Raw genomic sequence first — 12,325 nt, 5'->3', positions numbered from 1 at the left:
ACTTACGGCGTAGACCGAAGCCGGCACGCCTTCTGCTGCTATTGAGCTTTCAAAGCGATGGCTGACCATTCGCCCCAGCCACTGCCGTTGTCGGTCATGCGCAGCACCAGTTCACCCGAGGGCAAGGCGGCGCTGTCGAGCACGAGTTGCGTCCATTCCGGCAGCGCCGGCATGACTATGCTCAACTGCGGATAACCTTCCACTGTCATGACCTGGCGTCCGGCGGTCGGGCCGGAGCGGTAAAAAAACCGGTCGCCGCGTTTGATTCGCAGGGAAATCGTGCCGGTATCCTGGTCGCCATGGATGGAACTGCCGTAGACCCGCATGCCGTCGATCTTCGATTGATGGAAATCCGCGCCCAGCCATTGATTTCCCGCCAGCACGCTGGCGCTGTCCAGGCTCGCCATCTGCTGCGATGGCGCTATGGGTTGCACGGAAAACAGCGGCGCCGGCACCTGGACAGGCAGGAAACATGCTGGCCGCTCGCCTTGCAGGACCATCTCGCCGCCCAGCGCCGCAGCCCTGGCGTAGCCGGCAAAGCCGGTCTGCGTCGCCAGCGCGCCGGGCGCCGGCGCGCCGGTTACCGCATAACCGACCACTTTGCCTGCGGCGACCAGCTGCACGAAAGCGGGCGCCTGCGCACTGCCGGGCGCATGCAAAACGCCTTCGATACGCACATGCACAGGGTCGCCAATGACAGGCGACACGGCCGACACGCCACCATCGCAGCGCACGCCTGACTGTGGCAAAGGCTGCCCCAGGCGGGCCGCCACGCCCTGCAGCGGATAATGGCCGAAGATCGACACGTCTTTCTGTACCGCCCGCGCGGCCAGCGCCAGCGCCCTTGGCGGTTCCGGATAGACCTGCATGATCTGCGCCTTGTCCTGCACCCCCATCGCCAGCGCCAGTGCGGCCACGCGCTTGCCGAACAGGGCCGTCTCGTTCGCCGGCTTCAAGGCCTGCACCTGCAACAGCAGCATGGCCGCGCCCAGCAGGCCCAGCGCCAGCACCGACACGCCGCGCCAGGCTTTGGCGCGCGCGCGCAGCAGCGGAAAATACAGCACCGCCAAGGCCGCCCAGGCCATCACCGCCGGCGTGGTATACCGGCTCGAGAAGGCTTGTTCAGGCCCCAGCGCCATGCGCCCGCTCGCCGTCAGCACGGCCGTCATGACGATATAGGCGATAAAAAACAGCAGCGCCAGCGCCGGGCCGCGCCGTGGCGATGCCAGCTCGCGCCAGAGCCGGTACAGCGCACCGGCCACCAGCAGCAGGCCGGCCGCCAGCGCGAGCTGGCTGGCCCAGGCAGCGCCGCGCGCCAGGTAAAAAAATGGCCCGCCCAGATAGCGCAAGCTGTAGGACAGCATGCCCAGCGGATGCTCGAGCAGCACCCGGTGGATAGGCGCGCGGCCGCCGATCATATTGTAGTGATAAAAGAAGATCGACAAGCCCAGTACGGTAAAAAAGGCCAGGAAGACGATTTTGAAGCGGCTCAGGCGCACCACGATCGCATACACCAGCATCAATGGCAGGGCAAGAATCCCGTTGGCCATGGCCAGCATGCTGCCCAGTCCAAACGCGGTAGCGGTCATGCAATGACGCCCCGCCAGGGCACCATATTGCGCCCGCGACAGCCAGTACAAGGCGCACAGCGGCAACAACTGGGCCAGGAAAAACTGGCTCTGGAAGCCCCACGTCAGGTTCTCCTGCTGCGACCATAAAAACAGCCATGCCGTCAGGAACAGCATCGCCGCCCATTCGCCGGCAGTGGCGCGGGCGGTGCCGGCGAGCTGGCGCAAGATGCGGCAAAACAGCAGCGCCGCGCAGGCCACCAGCAGGTAATTGCAGATGATCAGGAACACGCTGGTGCCGCCGAACCATTTCAGGTCCAGCCAGAAAAGCACTTTTGCCAGCACGATGCGGTGCTCGTTCTGCTGCATCCACCAAATGCTGCTGTCGCCAGCCTGCTGGAACAGGAAGAAGTCGAGGTAACCGTCCCACATGTCCCAGAATGGCACCGGCGACCAGGCCAGCACGCCGCCCGCGATCGCCAGTCCCACCATGCAGATGGCGAATACGGCGGCCGCCAGCAGCAGCCAGCGGCCGCCCGCCCCGGCCCGGGCTTTGTGCCCGCTGATGGTATCGGTAGCCATCAGAATTCCAGAATTACTTTGTTATAACGCGCATCGTTGAACGTTTCATCGATGGCACGGGCAAATGGCGTGTACGGCACGCCGAACATGCCGGGCCAGTCGATCACTTCGAACTCATCTTTCGCGCTCAGCGCGGCGAGCTGCTGCGTGGTAAACGGCGGATTCTTGTCGAATACCGACCACAGCCAGATCAGGCCATAAAACAGGTGATACGGTATCCTGACGATAGTCGTGCGCGCGCCGGTGGCGCGCTTGATGGTGCGGATGATATCGATGTAGTCGACTTTTTCGTGGCCGGAAATGTTATAGATGCCGGCGCCACGGCGATGCTCGATGCAGCTGATGATGATATTGGAAAAATCGCCGACATACAGCGGCTGGCGCATGTAGCGGCCATGTCCCGGAATCGGGAACACCGGCACCTTTTTCATGAAACGCGACAACCAGCCCAGATGCTTGCGGTCGAACCAGCCGAACATCAATGTCGGCCGCAGCACCGGGCAGGCGATGCCGCTGGCGAGCACCATCTGCTCCTGCTCTTTCTTGCTGCGCGTATAGAAATCGTCAGCCACCGATTCCACCACCGAGGAGCTGATATGCACCAGGTAGGGCTGGCGCGGGCTGGCTTTGATCTGTTCCAGTATCAGCCGCGAGGCGTCGACGTTATTGCGCACGAAATCCTGGTAGTCGATGCCGCCAATTTGCGCCTGCAGCATGACGACCACATCGGCGTCAAGCACATGGCGCTGCCACTCGCCCGGCTCGGCCAGGTCGGCATATTCGCAGACGATATCGGGCTGGACTTTTTGCAAAATCGCCAGATTGCTGCGATGCTTGTCCAGCACCACCAGATTGGTGTAGCCCTTGGCTTTCAGGCGCGCCACCAGGTTTTGCCCGACCAGTCCGGCGCCGCCAGGCAGCACAATTTTTTGATTGCTATGGTTCATAGGTAAATGCTTCCGTTATGATTCTTTGAACAGTGCCGCCGTCAGATATCCATCTTGTTGAACACAAACCGCGGCAGGTGGCGTATCACCATCATGATGACGGCCCATTTTCCCGGCGTATAAACGGTCGGCGCGCCACGCGCGATCCCGGCGACGATGTCGCGCGCCACCTGCTCGACCGGCGCCATCTTGCCCTGTCCCGGCAGATGCGCCGTCATCGGCGTGGCGGTCGGCCCGGGCTTGATCAGCACCACCTTCAGGCCACTCGACGCCAGCCGGTGCTGCAGGCCTTGCGCATAGCGCGTGACCAGGCCCTTGGCGGCGCCATACACATAATTGGACTTGCGGCCGCGGTCGCCGGCGACCGAACCGATGATGGCCAGGGTGCCCCGTTCGCTGCGCTGCATGTGTTCGACAAACGCTTCGGCAAACAGCACCGGCGAGATGGCGTTGACCTCGAGCGCCTCGCGGCACTGCGCCAGGTCAGCCTGGCATAGTGCCTGGTCCGGCAGGGAGCCATGGGCGATCAGCACCACGTCCAGCTGCCCTTCAGAAGCGAGCTCGGCGGCCAGCGCGGCGATGCCGGCGGCATCCATGAAATCGGCCTCGCGCACGCGGATGCGCGATTGCGCGCTGCGCACCTGCAGATCATCGGCCACCTGCTGCGTGCGCTGCGCATTGCGCCCCACCAGTGTCAGCTCGACCGTGGTGCCAGTCACCCACAGCCGGGCGCAATGCTCGGCTATGGCCGAGGTCGCTCCAATAATAACGATACGTTGTGGCTTGTTCGGCGGCATGCGCATTTCCTTGCTTAAAATTAAATCGGTATGAGTGGCGGCGATACGGCTTGCCATCGGTTGATCGTGCAGAAGCTAGCTGCCCATCAGGCGGCGCGACATCGCCGAGCTGATGCCTGGGTCGCGGTAGGCAAGAAACTCGGGCAGGCGCGGATAGCCGGCTTCGAACAAGGCCCGCGGCATGCGCGCATCCTTGGCAGGATACAGCCTGCCGCCGGCTTCAGCCACGATGCGGTCAAGCCGGGAAAACAAGTCCAGCGTACGCGTTCCCTGGTTCGGGAAGTCCAGCGCCAGCGTCACGCCAGGCTGCGGAAAACTCAGCATGCCGGCCGACTGGCGCTCGCCAAACGTCTTGAGCACGGCCAGGAAAGAGCCCTCCCCGGCGCGCGCAATCTCGCCCAGCATCGCCTGCACCGCATCGTGCCCCACCGCGCGCGGCACCACGCTTTGATATTGATAAAAACCGCGCGGGCCATACATGCGGTTCCAGTCGAGCACATTATCGAGCGGATAATTGAACGCTTCGTAATGCACGGTGCGCCGCGGCGCTTTCCATTTATTCAGATGATAGTAGGCTGTGTTCAATACCGGCAACGACCAGCGGTTCATCAGCGACACCGGCGGCACGAAGGGCATCTGATGTTTGCGCCCCGAAGGCGCGGCCGCCAGGCTCGCCGCCCCGAGCTTGCCGCGCATGAACAGGCCGCGCCCGCCGCTGCCGGCCATGCAGTCGATCCAGGAGACCGTATGCTCCCACTGTGCCTCGGACTCGTCCGCCAGCGCGAAAAACTGCGCCAGGTTTTCATAGGGCAGCGTTTCCGTTTCCAGCCAGGGGCCGGCAACGCGGCGCAACTGCAGCTGCGCCCGCAGGATGACGCCGGTCAGGCCCATGCCGCCTATCGTCGCGGCCAGCCATTGCGGCAACAGCTGCGGACCGCAGTCGATCACGCTGCCATCGGTACGCAATAATTTCAGGGCCAGCACATGGTCGCCAAACGAGCCGTGCACATGATGATTTTTTCCATGCACGTCATTGGCGATCGCGCCGCCGACGGTGACGAGCTGCGTGCCTGGCGTGACCGGCAGCATCCAGCCGCGCGGCACCGCCATCTTCTGGATATCGCGCAGCAGCACGCCGCTTTCGCAGCTCAGCCGGCCGGTGGCCGTATCAAAGCCGACGAAACGGTCCATGCCGGTCGTGCGCCACAGCGAACCACCGGGATTGAGGCAGATATCGCCATAGCTGCGCCCCATGCCATGCGCCACACCCGGCAGCGTACCGGGCAAGGCATGCAGGGCGCGCGCGCCATCGGACAAGGCATGGACCTGGTGCTCGTCCGCCGTCAGCCTTCCCCACGATGACACTGTCACCATGACCATCCCAGGGCGCCGCCGGCCAGCACCAGGCCAAACACCAGGCCGGCCACGATGCTGACCTTGTCCTTGACGGCAAAGACCAGCGGGTCGTCATGCATGTCGCCGCGATGTGCGCGCAGCCAGATCCAGCTGACCCAGAACAGCATCACCGGCACTGCGCCCCAGACAAACTCGGGCGTACGGTACAACTGCAACACCGCCGCGCTGTTCAGGTACAAGGCCAGCACGACCACCGACGCGTAACCGGACGTGATACCCAGCATTTGAATCAGCGGCGCATCGGTGGTCAGATAACCGCGGCCGTGTACTTTTTCTTTGCCACTGAGCATCTGTGCCTGCAACTCGGCATAGCGCTTCACAAACGCCAGCGACAGGAACAGGAAGACGGAAAAAGCCAGCAGCCAGAACGACAAGGGCATCTCGGCCGCGGCCGCGCCGGCAATGATGCGCAGCGTGTACAAAATAGCCAGGGTCACGCAGTCGACCAGCACCAGGCGTTTCAGCCCCCACGAATAGATACAGGTGAGCAGGAAGTAGACCACCATGCAGGCCAGGAAACTGCTCCCGACATAGCTGGCAAGCAAGATGCTGGCGGCCAGCAGCAGCGGCGCCAGCAGCACACCCATCCAGGCCGGCACCACGCCGGCGGCAAACGGCCGCGTGCTTTTGCGCGGATGCTGGCGGTCACTCTCCAGGTCCAGCAGATCGTTGGCAATATACACGGATGACGCACACAGGCTGAAGGCGGCAAACGCCAACATCAGGATCAGCCAGGTATCGATTTCGGTCAGCAGATGGGCCGCCAGCAGCGGCACGAACAGCAGCAGGTTCTTCATCCACTGGTGGACCCGCAAGACACGGCGCCATGCGCGCAGGCCGGCGGCAGGCGCTTCAAACACGCGTTCGACCTCGCATTGCGCCGCCGCTTTCGTGGCCAGGTCGGCCGAAGCGTTCACCACCACCGCCCGCCGCGCCCGCGCCCAGACCGCCAGGTCGGCATGCGAATTGCCTGCGTAATCGAACCCGGCGCGCCCGAAACGTTGTTCAAGAGCCTCGGCCTTGTGCGGGCCGGCGAGATTGACGACGCCATCGCTGGCCATCACGGCATCGAAAATATCGAGGTGCGCCGCAATCGCCGTGGCGATCGACAGATCGGACGCGGTGCACAGGACCAGCTGTCGGCCCTCGGCCTTTTGCACCTTCAGCCAGGCCAGCAAGTCTGGCGCATACGGCAGCGAACTGGCATCGAAACTGCCGCCTTGCGCCAGGCGCTGCTTGAGGACGGCCTTGCCCCGGGACAGCCAGTAAGGAATGCGCACGACATCCCATGGCTTGTCGCGCAAGGCGCGCAACGCCGATTCGTGCAGCATGTCGGTACGGATCAACGTCCCGTCGAGATCGACGACCAGTGGCAGCAAACTCAAAATAAAACCCTTCAAAATAATGCATCGAGGACAACCATATTCTTAAAATATGCCCTGTCCGCAGTTGCCGGCACTGATGTGACCGTATTCATGGGCAGGGCCTGCGCATCGGCCACCCTGCCCTGCGCCTGGCTAGGCCGGGTGCGGCGCCGCCAAACGCGGTGGCCACGCCAGGCTGAAGTCACTGTACAGCAGCGACAGATTCGGACTGTAGGCCGGATCATGCTGCAACAATGGCTCCCAACGCTGCTTCATGTACGCCACTTCACGGTTGAAACGCGCGCTCTTCTCCGGCGTGTCATCGAGTCCCCGCGTCGCCGACTCGTAGTGATACAGCTCGGCATACGGCGTGAGCATATTGGTATAGCCAGCCTCGCGCACACGCAGGCAGAGATCGACATCGTTGAAGGCGACTGCCAGATCGGCCTCATTGAGCCCGCCCACTTCTTCAAAGATGCTTTTGCGAATCACCAGGCAGGCTGCTGTCACGGCCGAGAAAGCACTGAGCAGGCTGGTGCGTCCAAAATACCCGGCATGCTGGCGCGCCATGTGGACGTGCGCATGGCCGGCCACGCCACCCAAGCCGACGATGACGCCGCCGTGCTGCAAGGTGTTGTCCGGATACCAAAGACGGGCACCGACGGCGCCAATGCCGGGCTGCAACGCATGGCTGACCATTTCGTCGAGCCAGTCGGGCGTGATGACTTCAAGGTCGTTGTTGAGCAAACCGAGCAGCTCGCCGCGGGCGTGCGGCACCGCGCCGTTGTTGAGCGCCGAATAGTTGAACGGACGATCGTCGCGCAACACGCGCACGCGCCGGTCGTCCTGCACGCCGGCGAGCCACGCCAGGGTAGCCGGATCATCCGATCCGTTGTCGACGATCAGGATTTCATAGTTCGGATAGGTGGTCAGCGCAAGCACGCTCTGCACACAGGTGCGCAGCAGATCGAGGCCGTTGCGGGTCGGAATGATCAGGCTGACCAGTGGCAGCTGGTCCGGCAGTGCATAGCGCACACGGTAACTGTCTTTCACGCGCTCGACAGTGGCGTTCACGCCACGGCGGGCAAAGTGAGCGGTCAGCGCACGCTCGCCGGCCATCTGCGCGTACGGCTTGGCGTCGCTGGACATGGCCGTGCTCTCCTGGTGGACACGCCAGTGGTACAGGACCCGCGCAATGTGGTGGATCTGGTGGTCTTCGATGCGCTCGATGCAGCGCAGCGCCAGGTCATAGTCCTGCGAGCCTTCCATGCCCACCTGGAAACCGCCAACCTCGCGCACCAGGGCCGTGTGGTACACGCCCAGGTGGGAAATCATGTTTTGCGAGTAGAACAGCGGACGGTTCCAGTCGGTCTTGAAGTAGGCACCGAAACGTACGCCATCGGCATCGATCTTGTCTTCATCGGAATAGATCAGGCGTGCCTCGGGCTGCTGGTTGATCGCCTCGGCGACCCAGAACAGGGCTTGCTCGCTGAGCAGGTCGTCATGGTCGAGCAGCGCGATCCAGTCACCGGTGGCGACCTCGATGGCGCTGTTCGATGCCGCCGAAATATGGCCGTTCTTGGGCCGGAACACGACCTTGATGCGGCTGTCCTCGCGCTGGTAACGCTCGAGTATCGTGCGGATCTCCGCATTGCTGGAGCAGTCGTCGGCGATGCACAGTTCCCAGTGCGGATAAATCTGCTGGCGCACCGATTCGATCACCTCGACCAGCCAGGCAGGTTTCGGATTGTAGGTTGGCATGACCACGCTGATCAGCGGCTGGACGGCAAAAAATCCCTGGCGCGTGCGCAGCGCAGCGCGCCGTTCGTCATCCAGCAGGTCATAGCGGAGCAGCCATGCCGCGTAGTCGTTGCGGTCGGGCTCGCCAGCGGCCACCGGGATGCCCGCCGGATTGCCCGACTGCACGGCCTCGACCAGCGCCACGCCACGTTCCAGGCCGGCAATCCCATCGCGGCGGTAGGCGGCGGCGGCTTTGGCGGCGGTCGCCGGCAGCCCCCCACCCATGCGTACTGCCGACCGTGCCAGCCGCACCACGCGCTTGGCGCGCAACACTTGCGTACCAACAAAGCGCAGTCCGGCCGTCGCGCGCCAGCTGCTGGAGCTGCGCAGGGCGGCGATCTCGATATCGCGCTGGGTCAGGGTTTGCTGTACATCGGCAACACGTTCGTCGCGTTGGGCCAGGGTTTGCCGGATCTCGGCAAGCCGTTCTTCGCTGTGCGCCAGCGCTTGCTGCAGAGTGGCGATCTGCTCTTCTTTCTGCGCCTGGACCTGTTGCAAGGCTGCAGCGCGCTCGTCGCGCTGCGCCACTTCCTGCCGCACGGCGCCAGTCTGGGCAATGCTGGCCGACAGTTGCTGGCGCAAGGTCGCGATCTGCTGCCGTTGCGATGCCGCATACTGATGTTGCACAGCGACCTGGTCGGCATGACGTTGCTGCAAGCCGCTGTGACGCTGCTGCAAGTCGGCCTGGCTTTGTTGCAGGTCGGCGTGGCTTTGCTGCAGGTCAGCCTGGCTTTGCTGCAGGTCCGCCTGGCTTTGCTGCAGGTCGGCGTAACTTTGATGCAGTTCGGCGTAAGTCTGCTGCAGGGCGGCGTCACTTTGCTGCAATGCGGACAGTTGCTGTTCTACCGCTGGCAAGGCCTCGTCGGGCGCCTGCAGCCGCAGGGTCCAGGGATTCGCGCTCTGGTCGAACGCCACGCCATGCACATATTCCGTGTTATGCAGCTGCAAAATACCCGGCACGACCCGCTCATCACTGCCGGTAACGATGCGCCGTCCCAGCACGTTTTCTTGTGCCGGCGCCTTGCGCACGATGCACAGCGAATTGACGAACTCGACCGAATGAATACTGGTCAGCACCGATTCGTCGATATCACAGCCGTAATGGCCGAAAATACCCTGCAAAATGGCCTTGCGCTCGCGCGCGATGCCCCAGTGCTGGTGGCTGATCACGTCGGACAGGCGCTTGAAAAACGACAACGACGAATAAGGGTCGTACAGTCCACCCTGGTATTGCTCCCAATAACTGCAGTGCAAATCTTCCGCGACAAACATGCCGCCATCGGCCAGGTGCTGGAAATACAGCGTGAAGGTCTTCACGATATCGCCCGAGGTGTGCGAACCGTCGTCGATGATCAGATCGAATATCGGCGCGCGCTGCAGCACCTGCCCGACCACGGCAGGGTCGTTGGCATCGCCCACAATGAAACTGATGGCCGGATTGTCGTACACCAGCGCCGCGCAGTCCGGGTTGATATCACAACCGACCAGGGTGCTGCCCGGCGCAAAATAATCGGCCCAGATATCGAGCGAGCCGCCGTTCTGGATGCCGATCTCAAGCAGGCGCACCGGTGCTGCCCGGTAAGAGCTGAACAGGCGGTCATACTCTCTCAAATACAGTTCCCATTTATCGGACACTTTGCCCTGGTGACTGGTGAATATTTCAAACAACGTAGGCTTACTCATGAATGACCTCAAGCTCCGCACGGGTGAACGGCAAACCGACCAGGCCGTAACGGATTTTACTAGATGAAATGTTAATGATCAGAGCATCGTGCAACCAGTGATGCTGTACGTGGTTCTGCAAGTCGCCGTCGGCCACCGACGCCATGACGGCATATTGTCCGTTGGGCAGCATCGGCAGGCGGAACTCGAACACCCCCTCGAACAGGGCGCCGGCTGCAACCGGGGTCGGCCGCAAGCCGGTGAAATGCAGGGTATTTTCGCCGAACAGATCCTGCCCCAGGCGGTCGCGCACAAGGAAACCAAGGATCGGCCGCTCAAGCGCCTGATGGGCCCGCGCCCGCACCGTCATGCGGACCCGTTCGTCGCCCTCGAATACCGCGTCGGTCTCGTCGGACAGCTTGGTCAGCGCCACCGAAACGATGTCGGCATGGCCGGTTTTCCAGCCATTGGCGTCACTCAGATTGTCGCGCACCGACGCTTGCGTCCCATAATCGCTGGTCAGCGCCGGTACCGCCGCCTCGTCCGCACCGCCGCCGATCGAGGTCAGCTTCGACTCGGCGCCGTAGATTTCCTGCAGCGTATATTGCAGGTAGGCTTCGGAAACGGCCTTGGCCGTGCCCAGTTGCTCCACCCGCCCATGCTTGAGCCAGATGCCGGAACGGCACAGATTCTGCACCGATGCGGTGTCATGGCTGACAAAAATCAGCGTGCCGCGTTCCTGGAACTTGCGGATAAAGCGCATGCATTTCTGGGTAAACACGGCGTCGCCCACCGCCAGCGCTTCGTCGACGACCAGGATGTCGGCGTCGACGTGGGCGATCACGGCAAAGGCCAGGCGCAGATACATGCCGCTGGAATAGGTCTTGACTGGCTGCTCGACAAATTGCCCGATATCGGCAAAAGCGACAATGTCATCATATCTGGCGTCGATTTCCTCGATCGACAGGCCCAGCACGGACGCATTCATGTAAATGTTCTCACGGCCCGTGAACTCCGGGTTGAAACCCGAACCCAGCTCCAGCAGAGCGGCGATGCGGCCGCTGGTTTCGATGCTGCCGGAAGTCGGCGTGAGGGTACCGCAGATCATTTGCAGCAAGGTCGACTTGCCGCTGCCATTACGGCCGATGACACCCACGGTTTCTCCGCGCCGTATTTCAAACGATACATCGTTCAAGGCCCAGAATTCGCGGAAATACTGGCCGGTTGGACGGCCGAGCAGGCGTTGCGCGCGCGGCAGCATGAACTGCTTCAGGCGGTCGCGCGGCGTATCGTAGATTTCATAACGCTTGCTCAGGTTGCTGACGCGGATGGCGATTTCATCAGAGGACATCGGCAAATCCTTTCCGGGTTTTCTGGAACCAGACAAAACCGGCCCAGGCAAACACCAGCGCCACCAGCGTGTACAGGCCAAGGCCGGACCAGTCCGGCAAATGGCCCCACAGCAGCACGTCGCGCGCTTGTTCGATGATGAAGGTCAGGGGGTTGGCCATGATAAACACCCGCGCCGCTTCCGGTACGGCCGAAACCGGATAAAAGATCGGCGACAGGAACGTCAGCACGGTGGTCAGGATGGTGACAAATTGCCCCACATCGCGCAGGAACACACCGAGCGAGGCGAGTATCCACGCCAGGCCCATGATCAGTATCATCAACGGCAGCAACACCAGCGGCAGCAGCAAGGCGGTCCAGTGCAGATAGCCATTGAGCAGGAAGAATGCACTGAGGAGCACGGCCAGGCTGATCATCGCGTGAAACAGCGCGGCGCCCATCACGATCAAGGGCAATATTTCCAGCGGAAACACCACTTTCTTGACATAGTTGACATTGGCCAGCACCAGCGTGGGCGCGCGATTGACCACCTCGCTGAACAGGCCGAGCACGATCATGCCGACAAACAGCACAATCGCAAACTGGGTTTTACTTTCCTCCATGCCAGCGCCGCCCCAGCGTGACTTGAAAATCTCGGAAAACACGAAGGTGTACACCACCAGCATGAAAACCGGATTGAAAAAGGACCAGGCCAGCCCCAGGATCGAGCCCTTGTAACGGCCGACCACCTCGCGTTTGCTCATTTGCGCAATCAGGCTGCGGTTTTGCCACAAGCTGCGTCCGAGCGCCAGCAGCGAGGTTGGCTGCGCCGCATGCGGATTGATTGCCGCCACATGGCG

At 62.4% G+C, this 12,325-nt stretch carries 8 protein-coding genes; all 8 read right to left on the bottom strand.

The annotated features are described in order from the left end of the window. Positions 1 to 38 precede the first annotated feature (38 nt). The 8 genes from ASR47_RS21695 to ASR47_RS21660 all read right to left on the bottom strand — a co-directional run bounded on the left by ASR47_RS21695 (position 39) and on the right by ASR47_RS21660 (position 12,319). The gene (locus tag ASR47_RS21695; RefSeq protein WP_065309857.1) at positions 39 to 2,150 is read right to left on the bottom strand and encodes a hypothetical protein; all 2,112 of its coding nucleotides are present in this window, start codon (positions 2,148 to 2,150) and stop codon (positions 39 to 41) included. Further along, positions 2,150 to 3,097, bottom strand: a complete 948-nt coding sequence (locus ASR47_RS21690) for an NAD-dependent epimerase/dehydratase family protein (protein WP_065309856.1) — start codon at positions 3,095 to 3,097, stop codon at positions 2,150 to 2,152. Before ASR47_RS21690 ends, ASR47_RS21695 begins: the two co-directional genes overlap by 1 nt. 41 nt (positions 3,098 to 3,138) lie before the next feature. Continuing rightward, the gene (locus tag ASR47_RS21685; RefSeq protein WP_065309855.1) at positions 3,139 to 3,894 is read right to left on the bottom strand and encodes an SDR family NAD(P)-dependent oxidoreductase; all 756 of its coding nucleotides are present in this window, start codon (positions 3,892 to 3,894) and stop codon (positions 3,139 to 3,141) included. Between the two features lie 75 nt (positions 3,895 to 3,969). Then, positions 3,970 to 5,268, bottom strand: coding sequence for an FAD-binding oxidoreductase (locus ASR47_RS21680; protein ID WP_065309974.1), 1,299 nt, complete (start codon positions 5,266 to 5,268; stop codon positions 3,970 to 3,972). Further along, complete coding sequence (locus tag ASR47_RS21675) at positions 5,262 to 6,695, bottom strand: UbiA family prenyltransferase (RefSeq protein WP_065309975.1); 1,434 nt, start codon at positions 6,693 to 6,695, stop codon at positions 5,262 to 5,264. Before ASR47_RS21675 ends, ASR47_RS21680 begins: the two co-directional genes overlap by 7 nt. Before the next feature lie 132 nt (positions 6,696 to 6,827). Continuing rightward, positions 6,828 to 8,699: a glycosyltransferase family 2 protein gene (locus tag ASR47_RS28400; RefSeq protein WP_065309973.1), complete on the bottom strand. Its 1,872-nt coding sequence runs from the start codon at positions 8,697 to 8,699 to the stop codon at positions 6,828 to 6,830. A gap of 1,450 nt (positions 8,700 to 10,149) precedes the next feature. After that, the gene (locus ASR47_RS21665) at positions 10,150 to 11,487 is read right to left on the bottom strand and encodes an ABC transporter ATP-binding protein (protein ID WP_065309854.1); all 1,338 of its coding nucleotides are present in this window, start codon (positions 11,485 to 11,487) and stop codon (positions 10,150 to 10,152) included. Beyond that, positions 11,477 to 12,319, bottom strand: coding sequence for an ABC transporter permease (locus tag ASR47_RS21660; RefSeq protein ID WP_425402755.1), 843 nt, complete (start codon positions 12,317 to 12,319; stop codon positions 11,477 to 11,479). Before ASR47_RS21660 ends, ASR47_RS21665 begins: the two co-directional genes overlap by 11 nt. Between the last annotated feature and the right edge of the window lie 6 nt (positions 12,320 to 12,325).

Origin of the sequence: Janthinobacterium psychrotolerans (genome assembly GCF_001677885.1) — a bacterium.
GTDB lineage: Bacteria > Pseudomonadota > Gammaproteobacteria > Burkholderiales > Burkholderiaceae_D > Janthinobacterium > Janthinobacterium psychrotolerans.
This window is presented reverse-complemented; position numbering and strand designations above follow the sequence as displayed.

Coding starts and splice junctions, on each gene's coding strand:
- ASR47_RS21680 (WP_065309974.1), bottom strand. CDS start 5,268: ATGGTGACAGTGTCATCGTGGGGAAGGCTGACGGCGGACGAGCACCAG.
- ASR47_RS21690 (WP_065309856.1), bottom strand. CDS start 3,097: ATGAACCATAGCAATCAAAAAATTGTGCTGCCTGGCGGCGCCGGACTG.
- ASR47_RS21665 (WP_065309854.1), bottom strand. CDS start 11,487: ATGTCCTCTGATGAAATCGCCATCCGCGTCAGCAACCTGAGCAAGCGT.
- ASR47_RS28400 (WP_065309973.1), bottom strand. CDS start 8,699: ATGGGTGGGGGGCTGCCGGCGACCGCCGCCAAAGCCGCCGCCGCCTAC.
- ASR47_RS21695 (WP_065309857.1), bottom strand. CDS start 2,150: ATGGCTACCGATACCATCAGCGGGCACAAAGCCCGGGCCGGGGCGGGC.
- ASR47_RS21685 (WP_065309855.1), bottom strand. CDS start 3,894: ATGCCGCCGAACAAGCCACAACGTATCGTTATTATTGGAGCGACCTCG.